We start from the raw sequence: 17,497 nt of genomic DNA, 5'->3' as shown, positions 1-17,497 counted from the left end.
GATGGGGCAGAAGCAAAAGCAGCACGAACCCCTCATACATACCGGAAGGGAGCCATCTCCATGACCATCGTAGTCGGACAGGATACCAGCAAGACGCGCAAGACGCTGACGGTTGGTGACCAGAGCATTGCCTATTATTCGATCCCCGAGGCCGAAGCCGCAGGGCTCGGTGAATTCTCCAAACTGCCCGCCGCGCTCAAGGTGGTTCTGGAGAACATGCTGCGCTTCGAGGACGGCAAGACCGTCACCGTCGACGATATCAAGGCATTCTCCGAATGGGGTGCCAAGGGTGGCCAGAACCCCCGCGAAATCGCCTATCGCCCGGCCCGCGTGCTGATGCAGGATTTCACCGGCGTTCCTGCCGTGGTCGACCTGGCCGCAATGCGTGACGGCATTGTCGCCTTGGGTGGCGACGCGAAAAAGATCAACCCGCTGGTGCCTGTCGACCTCGTGATCGACCACTCGGTGATGATCGACGAATTCGGCAACCCGCGCGCGTTCAAACAGAACGTCGACCGCGAATACGAGCGCAACATGGAGCGCTACCAGTTCCTGAAATGGGGCCAGACCGCGTTTGAAAACTTCCGCGTCGTGCCGCCGGGGACCGGGATCTGCCACCAGGTCAACCTGGAATACCTGGCCCAGACCGTCTGGACCGACAAGGACCAGAACGGCGAGGAAGTCGCCTATCCCGACACCCTGGTCGGCACCGACAGCCACACCACCATGGTCAACGGCGCCGCTGTTCTGGGCTGGGGCGTGGGCGGGATCGAGGCCGAGGCCGCGATGCTGGGTCAGCCGATCTCGATGCTGATCCCCGAAGTCGTCGGTTTCAAGCTGACCGGCGCGATGGTCGAAGGCACCACCGGCACCGACCTGGTGCTGAAGGTCGTCGAAATGCTGCGCAAGCACGGCGTCGTCGGCAAGTTCGTCGAATTCTACGGTGAAGGCCTGGACAACCTGCCGCTGGCACAGCGCGCCACGATCGCCAACATGGCCCCCGAATACGGCGCCACCTGCGGCTTTTTCCCGATCGACGCGGAAACCCTGCGTTACCTGGAGCAGACCGGCCGCGACAAGGATCGCATCGCGCTGGTCGAAGCCTACGCCAAGGAAAACGGCTTCTGGCGTGGCACGGATTACGACCCGGTCTACACCTCGACGCTGGAACTGGACATGAACAGCATCGTTCCTGCCATCTCCGGCCCGAAACGCCCGCAGGACTACGTGGCCCTGACCTCTGCCGCCGCCGCCTTTGAAAAGGTCGTGATGGAATTCCGCGGCCAGGACGAAAGCGCCGAATCCGAGCGGATGCTGGACGAAGCCCCTGCCCCCGACGTGATCGCGGACCCGCGCAAGTCTGCGTCGGTCGATGGCGAAGACTACACGCTGCGCGACGGTTCGGTCGTGATCGCCTCGATCACTTCCTGCACCAACACGTCGAACCCCTATGTGCTGATCGGTGCGGGTCTGGTCGCGCGCAAGGCGCGCGCCCTCGGCCTGGATCGCAAGCCCTGGGTCAAGACCTCGCTGGCGCCCGGTTCGCAGGTTGTCACGCAGTACCTCGATGCCGCGGGCCTGTCCGAAGATCTGGATGCCGTCGGTTTCAACCTGGTCGGCTACGGCTGCACGACCTGCATCGGCAACTCGGGCCCGTTGCAGCCCGAGATTTCCAAGGCGATCAACGAGAACGACCTGATCGCGACCTCGGTCCTGTCGGGCAACCGCAACTTCGAGGGCCGTATCAGCCCCGACGTGCGCGCCAACTACCTGGCCTCTCCGCCGCTGGTCGTGGCCTATGCGCTGGCCGGTGACATGAACATCGACATCGCCAACGATCCGATCGCGCAGACGCCCGACGGCAAGGATGTCTACCTGAAGGACATCTGGCCCACGGATGCAGAGATTGCCGAGCTGGTCGAAAAGGTCGTGACCCGCGAAGCGTTCCTGTCGAAATACGCCGATGTCTTCAAGGGCGACGAAAAGTGGCAGGCGGTCGAAGTGTCGGGCGGTGCCACATACGACTGGCCGCCGACCTCGACCTACATCCAGAACCCGCCCTACTTCCAAGGCATGGCGCAAGAGGCCGGCACGATCTCCGACATCAAGGACGCCCGCGTTCTGGCGCTGCTCGGTGACATGATCACCACCGACCACATCTCGCCTGCAGGGTCGTTCAAGGAAACCACCCCCGCCGGCCAGTATCTGGTCGAACGTCAGGTGCCCGTGCGCGAGTTCAACTCCTATGGGTCGCGTCGCGGCAACCACGAAGTTATGATGCGCGGCACCTTCGCCAACATCCGCATCAAGAACGAGATGCTGGACGGCGTCGAAGGTGGCTATACCAACGGCCCGGATGGCAAGCAGACGTCGATCTACGACGCCTCGATGGCCTACCAGGACAATGGCACGCCGCTGGTGATCTTTGGCGGCGAGCAATACGGTGCTGGCTCCTCGCGCGACTGGGCGGCCAAGGGCACGGCCCTGCTGGGCGTCAAGGCCGTCATCGCCGAGAGCTTCGAGCGTATCCACCGCTCGAACCTGGTCGGCATGGGCGTGATCCCGTTCGAGTTCACCAATGGCGACAGCCGCAAGTCGCTGAACCTGACAGGCGAGGAAAGCGTGTCGATCAGCGGTCTTGAGGGCGATCTGAAGCCGCTGTCGAGCGTGCCCTGCACGATCACCTATTCCGACGGCACGGTGAAGGAGATCGAGCTGAAATGCCGGATCGATACCGCGATCGAAAAGGAATACGTCGAAAACGGCGGTGTTCTGCACTATGTGCTGCGCGATCTGGCAAAGAGCTGACGCCTGCTGATACCATGCGGAAAGGGCCTCTTCGGGGGCCCTTTTCTTTTGCGCCGAGGCGGGTTTCGGGCCGCGCCGGGTTTGGGACGAGGTGGGGGGCGCTGCCCCCGCCTGCCGGCTCCCCCGGGGTATTTCCAGCCAGATGACAGGGAGGCCCGGGGGAACTCAGCGGCGGTTTCGACCGTTGGCCCACCTCAAGGGTCATTCGAGCGCGCGATTGGAGTCGTATCCGATGCAAGGCATTCAAGACATTGTTTCCAGCCCCTATTTCATAATCACCTGGGCCATTCTGATGATCCCCAGCCTGATCATCGTGATCCGGGCCCTGCGGGTGAACAACGCCCACCTGATGCCGTTGATGAAAGTTGTCTGGGGCTTCACGGTGGCATATTCCGGCCCGCTGGGGTTGCTGATCTACTGGCTGACCGGGCGAAAGGAGATTTCGGACGACAACGACTGGCGGCGTGCCTTTCGATCTGTCGCACATTGCTATTCCGGCTGTGGAATGGGGGAAATCGTCGGCGTGCTGATTGCCGTGGGCCTGTTATCCCTCGGCAATCTCTGGACCGCGCTGATCACCTTCGTTCTGGCCTACGTGGCTGGATTTGCCCTGACCATCGGCCCGGAAATGCAGGGAGGCACCGCCTTTCGCCAAGCCTTTCATGACGCATTGCTGGCCGAAACCCCCTCAATCGCCGTCATGGAGGTTGTCGCAATTGGCGTCGATTTGCTGCTGGCAGGCAATGCGGGCATGGGGGACTGGAAATTCTGGTCTTCGCTGGTGATATCGCTGACCTGCGGCCTGCTGGCGGCCTATCCGGTGAACCTGCTGCTGATCCGCCATGGCGTGAAGGAAGGCATGATGGATCCACGCATGACGGACCATCATGCGTGACGACCCATCATCGCTTGGCGCAGCCGGCGATGGACCGGTGGGGCGCTGCGGCCCCCGCATCGACACTCGTATCGAGCTTAGCATCGGCCCTGCTGCACCTTGCACAGCGCGGGAAGGCCCCGGCGGTCTCAGCCGCCCTGCCGGGCCGCGTCGATCACCGGCGCAATCTGCTCCCGGATGACGCGCTGCGTGAGGGGGCCGGCAAAGCGCAACAGCACCTGCCCTGCGCCATCGATCACATAGGTTTCGGGCACACCGTAGAGGCCCCAATTGATCGCCATCCGCCCCTGTCTGTCGGCGCCTGTCGCGACATAGGGGTTGCCAAGCTCCGCCAGGAAGGCGCGCGCATTTTCCGGCTGATCCTTGTAGTTGACGCCGTAGATCGGCACGCCTTCCTGTTCGCTCAGCGCGGTGAGGTTGGGGTGTTCCACCCGACAGGGCGCGCACCAGCTGGCCCAGAAATTGACCAGCTTGATTTGTCCATCGCGCAACGCGGCATCGTCAAAGCCCGGCAGGTCGCCCAGCGGGGTCAGGGCCACGGGCGGGGCCTGCTTGCCCGCCAGCGTGCTGGGCAATTGATCCGGGTCTTCGCGCTGCATCCCGAAATAGAACATCCCGGCCAAGGCGACAAAGATCACCGGCGGCAGGATCATGAGGGGGCGGATCCTAGCCATGACGTCTTGCCCGATCTTCGACCTTTCGCAGCGCGGCCCGGACGCGCCGCGCCCGCCACAGGCTGAACGCCGCAAGTCCCGCCAGCAACAGCAGCGAAACAGCGTAGGACGTCAGCACCGCGGCCGCGTATTTTCCAAGTTCCGGCATCATCTTTCCTCAGCTCATCCGTTCGCGCGCCAGCAGGGCCCGCATCCGCCGCGCCCGGATTTCGGTTTGGGTGCGCAGCAGGACCAGCGCCAGGAACAGCATCACGAAACCCGCCATGCAGACCAGCAAGGGCACGTAGAACACGTTCGCGACGTTGTCCGCCTTGTCCATCGACAGCGACGCCCCCTGGTGCAGACCCTGGTTCCAGAAATTCACGGCATAACGGCTGAGCAGCGCAAAGACCGACCCGACCAGGCACAGGATCGAGGTCAGATCGGCGGCGGTATCGTCATCTTCGATCGCGGCCCAAAGGGCGATATAGCCGAGGTAGAACAGGAACAGGATCAGGAACGACGTCAGGCGCGGATCCCACGCCCACCAGGTGCCCCACATCGGCTGGCCCCAGATCGCGCCGGTCAGCAGGGCGATGACGGTCATCGTGGCACCGACCGGGGCCGCGGCGCGCGCCGCCAGGGCGCTGACGTGGTGCCGCCGGATCAGCCAGATCAGCGAGGCGACCAGCATCATCAGCCAGCCATTGATGGCGATCAGCGCGCTTGGCACATGCAGGTAGATGATCTTGACCGTGCTGCCCTGGCGATAATCGTCCGGCGTGAAAAAGAACCCCCACACCAGCCCCACGACCAGCAAGATCGCGGCCAGCAGCGCCAGCCCCGGCAGGACCCTGTCGGAGGTTTCGAGGAACTTCCTCGGGTTCGCATATTCCCAGATCGAGGCCATGCCCCCTCCCTACCTGACACCGCGGCGGCGTCACTTCACATTATCGCAAGTTGACCCGCAAGACCGCAGCGCTGGCAAAGGGCAGCAGCGCCACTGTGCCGCAGGTGATCGCCCCCAGCAGCAGCAGCGGCACCTGGACCGGTTGCGCCTCTGCACCGCGCCGGGCGACGTCTGCTCCGAAGATCAGCACCGGCACGTAGAGCGGCAACACCAGCAGGCTGAGCAAGAGACCGCCCCGCTTGATCCCGACGGTCAGTGCTGCGCCGAACGTGCCGATGACACTCAGCGCCGGGGTGCCGACCAGCAGGGAGATCACCAGCCAGAGATACCCCTGCGCAGGCAAGGACAGCAACACGCCCAGCACAGGGGTCACGAGGACGAGCGGCAGCGCCGTCGTCAGCCAATGCGCCAGGGCCTTGACGCTGACGAGGCCTTCCAGGGGGATCGGCGCGGTGGCCAGCAGATCCAGCGATCCGTCCTCCCAATCCAGCGCCAGGATCCGGTCCAGCGACAGCAGGCAGGCCAGCAAGGCCCCCAGCCACAGCACCCCCGGCGCGATCCGGCTGAGCAGGGCGCTGTCCGGGCCGATGCTGAACGGGACCAGTGCCATGACGATCAGGAAGAACGCCAGCCCGAGACCAAAGCCGCCCCCCGCCCGCAGCGCAAGCTGCACATCCCGGATCAACACGGCAATCACAGGAAGGCCTCGTCCAGCGATCCGTCGACCGGACGCGTGGCGCGGAATTGCGCGACATCCAGCACCCGGCCCGCCGACAGCCCCAGATCGAGATGCGTCGCGATCACCGCCATGCCGCCAGACCTCAGATGCGCCTCGACCGCCGCCGCGAACCGAGCGACGGCCAGCGAATCGAGCGAAACCGTCGGTTCGTCCAGCACCCAGAGCGGGCGAGCCGTCACCAGCAGCCGCGCCAGCCCCAGCCGACGCTTTTGCCCGGCCGACAGCGCCCCTGCGCGCCGGTCCTGCAGATCGATCAGATCGAACGCCTCAAGCGCCGGTCCGATATCGTGCACGGCGTGCAGGCGGGCCCAGAACATCAGGTTCTCGGCGACACTCAGCTGCACCTTCAGCCCATCGGCATGTGCTGCGTAGGCAACGCAATCGGGCGCCATCGACACCGTTCCCGCCACCGCGGGCTGCAACCCCGCAAGCACGCGCAGCAACGTCGTCTTGCCGGACCCATTCGGGCCACGCACGATGAGGGCCTGACCGGCGGACAGCCAGAAAGAGAGCCCTTCGAGCACCCGCACGCCACCGCGTGCCACGCCAAGTTCGCTGACCACAAGTTCCATGCTGATCGCTTATCGTATTGCAGGGCGTCGCAAAAGCCTGCGTGGCGCGCTTCGCGGCGAAAACCGGCGGTGGGACGACCCGAGGTCCGGTTTGCCTCCGGCGGGGGTATTTCCGGCCAGATGACAGGGAGAGGTTCAGGGGGAAGAGAGCGCGCGCGCCAGGCGGGAGGCGCCAGGGCTTTGCCGGCGAGAGTTTCGCGTCGGGCGAAACCGTGTGGCCGGGGGGCGGACGCGCCGGCGTTAAGTCAGACGGGCAGCAAGGCGGCAGCGACCCGGCGCCCCTCGGAGAGGAGGACATTGAAGGTTCGGCAGGCGGCATCCGTCGCCATCGGTTCCACACCTATTCCCGCAGCCTCGAGCCTGTCGCGCAAGGCCTTCGGAATTGCGGTCATGGTCTGGCCGGTTCCCACGAACAGGACATCGACGTGACCGGAGAGCGTCAGCGCCGTTTCAAGATCCTCGTAGCCGCCCCAGGGTTCGGCGGCATCCGCCGTCACCAGGACTGCTCCGTGATGGACATCTGAGCCGATGCGGAAAAACCCCGGGCCGTAGCCCTCGATCGGGCGGGCATTGCCGTAGTCGATTTCATTCAGGCGCATACATCAGCCTTTCTGTTGTCGAACCCGCGGGAGCGTTCGGCCCCCGGCGGTGTTGCGGCCTGTCACGGCAGGGGCAGATGCGCATGTGCACCGGCCCCTGCCGTATTGGGCCTGCCCCTCAGGCGTCGATATTGGCGAACTGGTTGCCGGCGGTCTTGTCCGGTTTGCTCCAGTCGCGCTTGACGCCCAGCCAGAGCACCACGTTCTTGGCGACATAGACCGAGGAGTAGGTCCCGATCACGACGCCCCAGGTGATGGCAAAGACGAATCCGCGGATCACGTCACCGCCCAGCACCAGCAATGCGATCAGCGCGATCAGTGTCGTACCGGAGGTCATCAGGGTACGGCTGAGCGTTTCGTTGACCGACAGGTTCATCACGTCGACCAGCGCCATCGTCTTGAACTTGCGCAGGTTTTCGCGGAGCCGGTCGAAGATCACCACCGTGTCGTTGATCGAATAGCCGATGATCGTCAGCAGGGCCGCGATGGTGGCCAGGTCGAAGCGGATCTGCAACAGCGAGAAAATCCCGATCGTCACCAGCACGTCGTGGAACAGGGCGAACACCGCCCCGAGCGAGAATTGCCATTCGAACCGCAGCCAGATGTAGAACAGGATTGCCGCCAGCGACGCGCCGACGGCGAGCAGCGCGGTCGTGACCAGCTCGCCCGAAACCTTCGGGCCGACCGATTCAACCGAGGTGAAGCGCACGCTGTCGTCCACCGTTTTCAAGGCCGTTTCGACCTTTGCGATCGTATCGGCGGCCACGCTCTCCTGTTCGTCCTGGCTCTGGATGCGCACCGAGGCCACGTGCCGGGTGCCCTCGAAGGTCGGGTCGAAGACCTCCGAGATCACCACGTCGCCCAGGCCGAGCGGGTCCAGCGCGGCGCGGTAATCGGCCACGGAAACCGCGCTTTCGGATTCCGTGCGGATGGTCGTGCCGCCGCGAAAGTCGATCCCGAAGTTCAGCCCCATCGTCGCCCAGAGGATCACCGAGGCGACCATGGCGATGCAGGACAGCCCGAAGGTCAGGCCCCGGTACTTGAAAAAGTCGATGTGGGTTTCGTCGGGAACCAGTCTCAGACGTTTCATCTTACACCTCGATCGTTTTGGGCCGCGCCCGTTCGAACCACAGTACGATCAGCAACCGCGTGATCCAGATGGCCGTGAAGACCGACGTGATGATGCCGATGCCGAGCGTGACGGCAAACCCCTTGACCGGGCCGGAGCCGAGCAGGAACAGGATCACCGCGACGATGAAGGTCGTGATATTGGCATCGACGATGGCCGACAGGGCGCGGTCATAGCCCAGCTCCATCGCCCGCGCGGGGCCCTTGGCGCTTTTCAGTTCCTCGCGGATGCGTTCGAACACCAGCACGTTCGCGTCGACCGCCATGCCGATGGTCAGCACGATCCCCGCGATCCCCGGCAGGGTCAGCGTGGCGCCGATCATCGACAGCAGGCCGAAGATCAGCCCGACGTTGATCAGCAGGGCGATATTGGCGAAGAATCCGAAAAGCCCGTAGCTGGCGAACATGAAGACCAGCACCGCGATCCCTGCCACCAGGCAGGCGATCTGGCCGGCATGGATGCTATCCGCGCCCAGCTCGGGCCCGATGGTGCGTTCTTCGAGGAAATCGAGACCCGCCGGCAGCGCCCCTGCACGCAGCAGGACCGCCAGGTTGGTGCTCTCCTCGACGCTGAAGCTGCCGGTGATGATGCCAGAGCCGCCCGCGATATGCGACTGGATGACGGGGGCCGAGATGACCTCGTTGTCCAGCACGATGGCGAAGGGGTTGCCGATGTTCTGCGCGGTATAATCGCCGAACTTGCGTGCGCCCGAGGGGTTGAAGCGGAAGCTGACCGCGGGGCGTCCGTTCTGGTCGAACGTCGGCTGCGCATCGGTCAGCTGTTCCCCCGATACGACGGGTACGGTTTCCAGCACGTAGAACATGCCGGCCTCGTCACTGGCGGGCAGCACTTCCTGGCCTGGCCCCGGTGGGGTGCTGCCATCTGCGGTGCGGCTGACAACCGGCTGGAAGGTCAGCTGAGCGGTGGTGCCGATGATGCTCTTGAGTTCTTCGGCGGATCCGACACCGGGCACCTCGATCAGGATGCGATCGGTGCCCTGGCGCTGAATCGTCGGCTCTCGGGTGCCGACCTCGTCGATACGGCGGCGAATGATTTCCAGCGACTGACGCACCGTGCGGTCATCCATCGCCTGCTGTTCGGGTTCGGACAGGGCGACGCTCAGCGTGTCCCCCTGCGCGGTCACGACGATGTCGTCGGTTCCCGCCGCGGTCAGGCTGCTGACCGGCTGCGCCAGGGTGCGCACCAGGCGCATTGCCTCGCTCATGCCGTCGGGGTTGCCGATGCGTACTTTCAGCGTGCCGTCCGTGGTGGTCAGCAGGCGGATCGTGCCGACCGTGTCACGTTCGTTGCGCAGCAGGTTGCGAATCTCGGGCCAGAGGCCCTGCATCCGCGTTTCATAGACATCCGCGACGCGGACCTCTGCCAGCAGATGCGCCCCGCCCCGCAGATCGAGGCCGAGGTTGACCAGCCCGGACGGCAGGAACGACGGCCAGCCGGAAATCCCGGTGTCATCATCGCCATTCGCCGCGACGGCATCGTTATAGGTTTCAACACGGGAGTAGAAGGCATTCGGAAGGGCCAGCAGCAACCCGAGGACAACAAGCCCCCAGATCAGGACCCGTTTCCACGTCTCGATGTGCAGCATGTGCCGGCCCTTTCGAGGTTATGTCGAGGATTCGAGAGCTTACTTGCTCTCTGCAGCCGCCGGCTCGGTCTTGGAAATCACGTTTGCGAGGGTCGACCTCAGAACGCGCACTTTCACGCCTTCGGCAATCTCGACTTCGATCTCGCCATCTTCGCGCACTTTCGACACCTTGCCGATGATGCCGCCTTGGGTGATCACCTGGTCACCGCGGCGGACGCCTTCGACCATCTTCTTGTGATCCTTCAGCTTTTTCTGCTGCGGGCGGATCAACAGAAAATACATGATCGCGAAGATCAGGACGAGCGGCAGAAACTGCGCGATAGCGTTCCCTTGCATGGGGATTCCTTCTTTTGACTACGCGGGTTGCCCCGCTGACGATCTTTTCGACTGTGCGGGGCGCCCCGCTGACAATCTTTCTGACTGCGCGGGTGGCCCCGCTTACGATGTGACGGGACGTCCCGCGTGATAGCCCGACACCAGGCGCGAACGCCGGTGCGAATTCCGCCGGAACCTATGTGCGAGAGGCCAAGATTGCAAGGCACAACCCCGTAACCCTGTCGTCGGAGACAATCGCGTGTGGGCCGTGGGGAAATCGAGGTCCGAAGGCGCGTTCAGGGTCATGTGCAGAGCCAACCGCAGAGCGGCGGGGGGCCTTGCGCCCCCCGCACCCCCCGCAGGATATTTTCAACAGGGAAACATCAGGGGCGCCGCGAGGTGGCGGGGCGGGCCAAGCGAAATTGGCCGCCCAGACCCGGCGACTTGGTCGAAGAGAATTAGGCGGGCACCTGCATTGCGACCCCGCGCAGGCGTCCTGACGAGTGAGCCTGACCTGTGGCCTTTCGTTGCAACGTGCAAATCTCGCTGGTTACCCTTTCCAAATAATTCCGGCATAACCGCGTCACGAATCCATCTGAGGGAGTGCAAGACATGCATGATATCCGCACCATCCGTGACAACCCCGCCGCCTTCGACGCGGCCCTGTCCCGTCGGAATGCCGCTCCCATGTCATCGCATATCCTGGCGCTTGACGATGCACGTCGCGCCCGCATCCATGCGGCCGAAACGGCCCAGGCGGAGCAGAACAAGGCATCCAAGCTGGTGGGCAGCGCCAAGGCCGCCGGCGATGAGGCCGAGTTCGAACGCCTGCGCAGCCTGGTGGCCGAAACCAAGGCCTCCATCGCGGCCATGCAGGCCGAGGCAAAGGACCTTGACGCCCAGCTTGCCGAGCTGCTCATGGGCATTCCGAACCTGCCGTTCGACGATACGCCCGACGGCCGGGACGAATCCGACAACGTCGAGATCCACCGCCATGGCGACATTCCGACATTCTCGTTTGCGCCCAGAGAGCATTACGAGATCCCCGGCGTCCTGCCCGGAATGGATTTCGAGATGGGGGCGAAGCTGTCGGGGGCGCGCTTTGTCGTGCTGTCCGGTGCCATCGCCCGCCTGCATCGCGCCCTGGCGCAATTCATGCTCGATACCCATGTCGACGAAAACGGGCTGATCGAAACCTGGACCCCGGTCCTGGTGCGCGAAGAGATGATGATCGGCACCGGTCAGCTGCCCAAGTTCGGCGAAGACAGCTACAAGACAACCGACGGCTGGTGGCTGGTGCCGACGGCTGAAGTGACCCTGACCAACACCGTCAACGGCGCCACCGTCGACGAGAGCAGCCTGCCGACCCGCATGGTGGCCCACACCCAGTGTTTCCGCTCAGAGGCAGGCTCGGCTGGCCGCGACACGGCCGGGATGCTGCGCCAGCACCAGTTCGAGAAGGTCGAGATGGTCTCGCTCACCCACCCGGATCACTCGCGCGCCGAACTTGATCGCATGACCCGCTGCGCCGAAGGGATCCTCGAACGTCTCGGCCTGGCCTATCGCACCGTTGCGCTGTGCACCGGCGACATGGGCTTCGGCGCGCGCCGCACCCATGACATCGAGGTCTGGTTGCCCGGTCAGGATACCTATCGGGAGATTTCCTCCGTCTCGGTCTGTGGCGATTTCCAGGCGCGCCGCATGAATGCGCGTTTCCGCCCCGAAGGCGGTGGCAAGCCCGAATTCCTGCATACCCTGAACGGCTCCGGCCTGGCGGTGGGACGCTGCCTGATCGCCGTGCTCGAAAACGGTCAGCAGGAGGACGGATCGGTCACCCTGCCCGCCGTGCTGCACCCCTATCTCGGCGGCAAGACGACGCTGACCGCTCAGGGCACACTGGCCTGATCTGCCGCCATCTGCGAAAAGAAAAAAGGCCCCGGTGAACCACGCCGGGGCCTTTTGCGTATCTCTCCTGTACCAGGCACGTGAAAGGCAAGACCGACATGAAACCTGTAAAAGCGGCCCTCGTCCTGCTGATGGCGCTGGCCTTCATGCTGTCCCCGATCCTGTCGAGCGGTTTTTCCGGCTTCACCGCGGATCAGTTCCCGGTGCCGCAGACCGACCCGCCGATCCAACCCACCGGCTGGACCTTCGCCGTCATCTGGAGCGTCATCTACCTCTGGCTCGGCGTGATGGCGGTCTTCGGCCTGTTTCGCCGCAGCCGGAACGACGCCTGGGACCACACGCGCTGGCCCCTGATCGCCAGTCTCGCCCTTGGTGCCGCCTGGATCCCGGTCGCCAACCTCTCACCAATCTGGGCGACCGTGATGATCTGGGCCATGCTGGTAACCGCCCTCTGGGCGCTGATCCGCACGCCTGCGCAGGATGGCTTCTGGCTACAGGCGCCGCTGGGCCTCTACGCAGGCTGGCTGACGGCCGCCGCCAATGTCGGAACCGCCGTCGTCGCGACAGGCTACGGCGCAACGCCGGTTCAACCGATCCACGCCGCCTTCCTGGTCGTGGCCAGCTGGATCGCGTTGACCCTTGCCCGCCTCGGGCCGGGCTATCCTTTCTACCTGCTGGCAATGCTCTGGGCCAGCTTCGGCATCCTGGTCGACAACCTGCTCGCCGGTCGCATGATCTTTGCCGGCCTCGCCGCTGTCGTCATGGGGGTGCTGATCCCTGCGGGCTGGCGCAACTACACCCGCTTTCGCGCCCGCAGGGGCCAGCCGCCGACCCCGCGGTACCGCCCGCAATGATGCGACGCCCGGCTCACCTCATCTGGCCATAAATACCCCGGGGGAAGGGCCCTTGGCCCTGGGGGCAGCGCCCCCTGGCGCCGCGCACAAGACGCGGGCGCCTCGGGCCCTACTTCGGCTTGCGGCCCAGCGGGCGCCCGCCCGTCGGCCGCGTGCCGCGCTTGGGCTTGTGGTCTGCGGGCGCCTTGCCCAGGTGCTTGCGCAGCCGCGACGGCGTCGACTTGGTGCGCCCCTTGAACGGGTTCTGCTCGCCCTGACCACGCATGTACAGCCGGATCGGCGTGCCGTGCATGTCAAAGCTTTCGCGCAGACCGTTCACCAGATAGCGTGAATAGCTCTCGGGCATCTTGTCGGGATGCGAACACATCACCACGAACCCCGGCGGGCGCGTCTTGGCCTGCGTCATGTAGCGCAGCTTGATGCGGCGGCCTGCGGGGGCGGGCGGCGGGTGCTGTTCCAGCATGCCCGTCAGCCAGCGGTTCAGCTGCCCGGTCGACACGCGGCGGTTCCAGGTTTCATGCGCCTTGACGATCGCCTGTTGCAGGCGGTCCAGCCCCCGGCCCGTCCTGGCCGAAACCGTCACCAGCGGCGCACCGCGCAACTGCGGCAGGAAGCGTTCGAAATCTTCCTTCAACGCCTTCAGCTTGTCCTGTTTCTCGTCCTCGATATCCCACTTGTTCACCGCGATCACCACGGCGCGGCCCTCGCGCTCGGCCAGGTCCGCGATGCGCAGATCCTGCGTCTCGAACGGAATGGCCGCGTCCAGCAGGACCACGACGACCTCGGCAAACTTCAGCGCCCGCAGCCCGTCACTGACCGACATGGATTCAAGCTTGTCCTGCACCTTGGCCTTCTTGCGCATCCCGGCGGTGTCGAAAACCCGCATCGGCACGCCATCCCAGTCGATCTGAAGCGAGATCGAATCCCGTGTGATCCCCGCCTCAGGTCCCGTCAGCAGGCGTTCCTCGCCCAGGATCTTGTTGATCAGCGTCGATTTGCCGGCATTCGGGCGGCCCACGACGGCCACCTGCAAGGGGCGTTGCACGGTCGGACGCCAGGCGCGTTCCTCGGCCTCCAGGTCGACGGTGTCATCTTCATCCGACACGCTGACATCGGTGGTCGGGGCAAATTCCTGAACGTCGTTGCCACGGTTCTCGAACTCGTCGGAAATCGGCATCAGCATGGAATACAGCTCGGACATGCCCTCGCCGTGCTCGGCAGACAGGCGCAGCGGCTCGCCCAGGCCCAGATTCCAGGCCTCGATCACACCGGCATCGGCGGCGCGGCCCTCGCTCTTGTTGGCCGCGACCAGGACGCGGGCGGATTTCTTGCGCAGGATTTCGGCCAGCACCTCGTCGGTCGGGGTCACACCGACGCGGGCGTCGATCATGAACAGACAGACGTCGGCCATCTCGACCGCGCGCTCGGTCAGCTTGCGCATCCGCCCCTGAAGGCTTTCGTCGGTCGCGTCTTCCAGACCGGCGGTGTCGATGACGGTGAACGAGATGTCCCCGATCCGCCCCTGCCCCTCGCGCAGATCGCGCGTCACGCCGGGCTGGTCATCGACCAGCGCGATCTTCTTGCCAACCAGACGGTTGAAAAGCGTCGACTTGCCGACATTGGGACGACCGACAATGGCCAGGGTGAAGGACATGAGGAATGCTCCGAAGCGTTAGACCGCGCCAGATACACGAATTATCCCGGCGCGGAAAGGGCCGTCTGCGCAGGCCCTCTGTGCGACCGGATCAGACGCCGCGGCCCGGCTGCGCCACCACCCCACCCCGGCGCCGGCAGGACAAGACGCCCGGGACCGGCCAAAGCGCGGGCGTGTCACTTCGCCCCCGCACCCAAGTCCCACCGACGTGATACCGAAATCATACCGACGTCGCATCGCAGCACGCAACGGTGCGGCCCGGCGGGCGGCACCTGTCAAGCGCCCATCCATCAACCCGCCATGCGGGGGGCCAAGCTCGCCGGCCTTCCAGGCCGGTTCGCGACCGCCCACGCCACGGCCTGCCTCAGCGATAGGCCAGCAGTTTGCCGTCCTTGGACAGCACGTAGAGCACGCCTCCCGCCACCACCGGCGAAGAGGCCGCGCCACCTGGCAACGGAACGCTGGCGGTCAATGCGCCCGACACCGGGTCGAAGAACCGCAGCACGGCATCGCTCGACGCCACGACCAGACGGCCACCCGCCAGGATCGGACCGTAGTGGGCATAGATCGCCTCTTGTTTCTTGGGCTTGTCCTTGACGAAGAACGGCAGCTTCACACCCCAGATCCGTTCGCCCGTGCCGGCGTTCAGCCGCACCAGCTCGCTCTGGTCGCTGACCAGAAAGACCGATCCGCCCACGGGCCAGACCGGGTGCATCGGTCCTTCGTCCGCCGTCCAGACGCGCTCACCGTTGCCAAGGCGCAACCCGACCATGCGGCCCGACTGGTTGCCGGCATAGACCATGTCGCCATCAACCACGGGATCGCCGGTGATGTCGTTGATATTGGCCCGCGCGAACCCGGCCCGCCGCCCGGAAATCAGCGCATCCCAAACGCGCATCCCGCCCTGCCGAAAGGCGGTCTGCACTTCGCCCGACCCAAAGCCGAACAGCACGTATTGATCCGTCACCGCAGGTGTCGGCGCGCCCGCCAGGTTGTTGACGTCGGGCGTCGCGGACAATTGCCAACGCACGCGCCCGTTCGCCTGATCGACCGCCCAGGCCTGATCGCCCCCGGCGGTGACATAGACCAGGTCGCCATAGACGCCCGGCGCGCCGGTTGCGGCGGCCAGCAGCTTCTGCTGCCAGACCTCGGCCCCCGTTGCCGCATCCAGCGCCGTCAGCGTGCCAAAGCCAGAGGCCACGAACACCTTGCCGTTGGCATAGGCGACGCCCCCGCCCGAGGCTTCTCCGGCGCTGTCCTGCGGCGGCACCAGGCTGACCGACCACAGCGTCTGCCCGCCGGGCGATGTCGCGCGCACGGTCGCGGAACTGTCCAGGGTAAAGATCCGCCCGCCCGCAACCACGGGTTCCGAGGTGATGCGCGCCTTGCGCACGTCGCCCTGCCCGATGTCGGCGGACCAGATCAGCTGAGGTGCGGCCCGCAGCGTGGCATTCGCGGTGCGGCTGCCGGGCGAACCCGCGCCCTGGGGCCAATCGGCGTTGGTGCGCGCCGCGGGCAGGGAAATCGGCTGGCTGACATTGACCGGCGCGGTGTCCAGATCGCCCGGCACCTGCTCGCTCATGACCGAGCGCAGGGGTTCGCGCTGACCGCTCAGCAGGACCTCGCGCTCGGTGCACCCCGCAAGCGCAAGCCCGCCCAGCACGCCGACCGACAGCAGCCGCAGCGCCCGGGCGCCCGCCCCAGCTCTGGCCTTGACCACGTCGCCCGTGTTGGCCACATCGCTCTGGGTCCCGCCGGCCATAAGGGAAGGCGTCGCCGTTCCGGCCAACAGCCTGCTCAAATTCGTCACTGCCTTTGCCATGCCCCTGCCTTCGCTTCGCCTTGCGGCCGTGGCACCTGCGCTTTGCGCGCCTGCCCGGCCTGATCCGTTTCCTGCCGCGTCAGTGGCTTTCGCTGCATGGCCCCTGGGGGTCACGTCACCCTGACGCCCTGTTCACCCGCCGTCGGCCCGTTCCGGCCGCCCCGCGGTCTGCTGCGCGTCGTCCCGCCTTAGCCGGCCTGCTCCGGGGCGCCGCCAAGCGCCACCATCAACTGAGACGCCCTCTGACGCAAGCTCTGGGTCACCTCGGCATCGTCCAGGATGTCCTGCAAGGTGCTGATGGCCTTGGCGGTATCGCCCTCTTCGACATAGGTCAGGGCGATCTGCTCCTGCGCCAGCAGGCCCAGCGGGCTGCCCGGTGCGGCCAATTGGCGGAACTCTTCGCGCCGGGCCTGCGGCTCCATCGTATCGGTCGCCAGCATCAGGCGCTTGAACTGTGCCAGTTGCGCATAAAACGGCTCCAGGCCCTCGCCGCCAACACCGTTCAGCGCATCGGCTGCGGCCTGCTTGTCATCCGCCCCTGCCGCGGCCTCGGACGAGGCAAGGAACGCGACCAGCGCCGCCTGTCCGGGGCGATCCGTCGGGATCGCCTGCAACGCGGCAATCCGCTCCTGCGATGTTTCGTCGTCCAGCGCGTTCAGGATGGCATCGCCAAAGGCCTGCGCGTCGCTTTCCGTCTGCGACCGGGAATATTCCAGCCAGGCGGCACCGCCGACGATGGCAATGACCACCACGACGGCGATCCAGCCATACCGGCGCATCAGCGCAAACAGCCGGTCCCGTCGGACCTCGTCGTTGACTTCATCGATGAAACTGTCGGTCTGGCTCACACGTGCACTCCTCGCAACTTTCGGCCCCTCTTAACCCAGCCCACTGACCCTGCCAAGCCCGCCCCGCCCCGCGGCCCCGACGCACCCCCGCCGCAGGCAAGGCCCCGCCGCTTGCCCCGCGCTTGCCCCGCGCTTGCCCCGCCGCTTGCCCCGCCGCTTACCCCGCGTGGCGCCAGGTGCGCGTTTAC

General features: G+C 65.5%; 16 protein-coding genes. 4 read left to right on the top strand and 12 right to left on the bottom strand.

All coding sequences use genetic code 11. The features are described 5' to 3' along the window. Nucleotides 1-60 precede the first annotated feature (60 nt). Both acnA and DL237_RS18980 read left to right on the top strand, forming a co-directional pair. Nucleotides 61-2,808 carry an aconitate hydratase AcnA gene (gene acnA / locus DL237_RS18985; RefSeq protein ID WP_119400627.1) on the top strand — a complete coding sequence of 916 codons (2,748 nt, stop codon included), beginning with the start codon at nt 61-63 and terminating at the stop codon, nt 2,806-2,808. Between the two features lie 232 nt (nt 2,809-3,040). Further along, nucleotides 3,041-3,703 (top strand): DUF4396 domain-containing protein, encoded by a 663-nt coding sequence (locus DL237_RS18980; protein ID WP_119400626.1) that lies wholly within the window; start codon nt 3,041-3,043, stop codon nt 3,701-3,703. A 128-nt stretch (nt 3,704-3,831) separates the two neighbouring features. Here DL237_RS18980 and DL237_RS18975 read toward each other — a convergent pair whose 3' ends face one another. The 9 genes from DL237_RS18975 to yajC form a co-directional block, all read right to left on the bottom strand. Beyond that, the gene (locus DL237_RS18975; RefSeq protein WP_119400625.1) at nt 3,832-4,377 is read right to left on the bottom strand and encodes a DsbE family thiol:disulfide interchange protein; all 546 of its coding nucleotides are present in this window, start codon (nt 4,375-4,377) and stop codon (nt 3,832-3,834) included. Further along, a complete protein-coding gene (ccmD, locus tag DL237_RS18970; RefSeq protein WP_119400651.1) occupies nt 4,370-4,525 on the bottom strand; it encodes a heme exporter protein CcmD in 156 nt (51 codons plus the stop codon). The genes DL237_RS18975 and ccmD overlap by 8 nt, the downstream gene beginning before the upstream one ends. 9 nt (nt 4,526-4,534) lie before the next feature. Next, nucleotides 4,535-5,266, bottom strand: a complete 732-nt coding sequence (locus DL237_RS18965) for a heme ABC transporter permease (RefSeq protein ID WP_119400624.1) — start codon at nt 5,264-5,266, stop codon at nt 4,535-4,537. 40 nt (nt 5,267-5,306) lie between these two features. Continuing rightward, a complete protein-coding gene (gene ccmB / locus DL237_RS18960; protein ID WP_119400623.1) occupies nt 5,307-5,963 on the bottom strand; it encodes a heme exporter protein CcmB in 657 nt (218 codons plus the stop codon). Further along, nucleotides 5,960-6,577 (bottom strand): heme ABC exporter ATP-binding protein CcmA, encoded by a 618-nt coding sequence (gene ccmA / locus DL237_RS18955; protein WP_119400622.1) that lies wholly within the window; start codon nt 6,575-6,577, stop codon nt 5,960-5,962. The genes ccmB and ccmA overlap by 4 nt, the downstream gene beginning before the upstream one ends. A 245-nt stretch (nt 6,578-6,822) precedes the next feature. Further along, nucleotides 6,823-7,176 (bottom strand): Mth938-like domain-containing protein, encoded by a 354-nt coding sequence (locus tag DL237_RS18950; protein WP_119400621.1) that lies wholly within the window; start codon nt 7,174-7,176, stop codon nt 6,823-6,825. Nucleotides 7,177-7,294: 118 nt separating this feature from the next. After that, entirely contained in the window at nt 7,295-8,266 is a 972-nt protein-coding gene (secF, locus tag DL237_RS18945) for a protein translocase subunit SecF (protein ID WP_119400620.1), read from the bottom strand. A gap of 1 nt (nt 8,267) precedes the next feature. Continuing rightward, nucleotides 8,268-9,911, bottom strand: a complete 1,644-nt coding sequence (secD, locus tag DL237_RS18940; RefSeq protein ID WP_119400619.1) for a protein translocase subunit SecD — start codon at nt 9,909-9,911, stop codon at nt 8,268-8,270. A 39-nt stretch (nt 9,912-9,950) separates the two neighbouring features. Next, complete coding sequence (gene yajC, locus DL237_RS18935) at nt 9,951-10,247, bottom strand: preprotein translocase subunit YajC (RefSeq protein ID WP_119400618.1); 297 nt, start codon at nt 10,245-10,247, stop codon at nt 9,951-9,953. Between the two features lie 591 nt (nt 10,248-10,838). On the opposite strand from yajC, the gene serS reads away from it, so the two are divergent. Together serS and DL237_RS18925 are read left to right on the top strand one after the other, a co-directional pair. Next, the gene (gene serS, locus DL237_RS18930) at nt 10,839-12,131 is read left to right on the top strand and encodes a serine--tRNA ligase (RefSeq protein ID WP_119400617.1); all 1,293 of its coding nucleotides are present in this window, start codon (nt 10,839-10,841) and stop codon (nt 12,129-12,131) included. A gap of 98 nt (nt 12,132-12,229) precedes the next feature. After that, nucleotides 12,230-12,985, top strand: coding sequence for a TspO/MBR family protein (locus tag DL237_RS18925; RefSeq protein WP_119400616.1), 756 nt, complete (start codon nt 12,230-12,232; stop codon nt 12,983-12,985). Between the two features lie 109 nt (nt 12,986-13,094). Here the strand turns inward: DL237_RS18925 and der are convergent, their stop codons facing one another. The 3 genes from der to DL237_RS18910 all read right to left on the bottom strand — a co-directional run bounded on the left by der (nt 13,095) and on the right by DL237_RS18910 (nt 17,309). Continuing rightward, entirely contained in the window at nt 13,095-14,639 is a 1,545-nt protein-coding gene (gene der / locus DL237_RS18920) for a ribosome biogenesis GTPase Der (protein ID WP_119400615.1), read from the bottom strand. A 364-nt stretch (nt 14,640-15,003) separates the two neighbouring features. Further along, entirely contained in the window at nt 15,004-16,461 is a 1,458-nt protein-coding gene (locus DL237_RS18915; protein ID WP_233545067.1) for an outer membrane protein assembly factor BamB family protein, read from the bottom strand. A gap of 188 nt (nt 16,462-16,649) precedes the next feature. After that, nucleotides 16,650-17,309, bottom strand: a complete 660-nt coding sequence (locus tag DL237_RS18910) for a tetratricopeptide repeat protein (RefSeq protein ID WP_119400613.1) — start codon at nt 17,307-17,309, stop codon at nt 16,650-16,652. Between the last annotated feature and the right edge of the window lie 188 nt (nt 17,310-17,497).

Source organism: Pseudooceanicola sediminis (genome assembly GCF_003575965.1).
Taxonomy (GTDB): domain Bacteria; phylum Pseudomonadota; class Alphaproteobacteria; order Rhodobacterales; family Rhodobacteraceae; genus Pseudooceanicola; species Pseudooceanicola sediminis.
The sequence above is the reverse complement of the archived record's forward strand: the minus strand, read 5'-3'. Positions and strand labels throughout refer to the sequence as shown.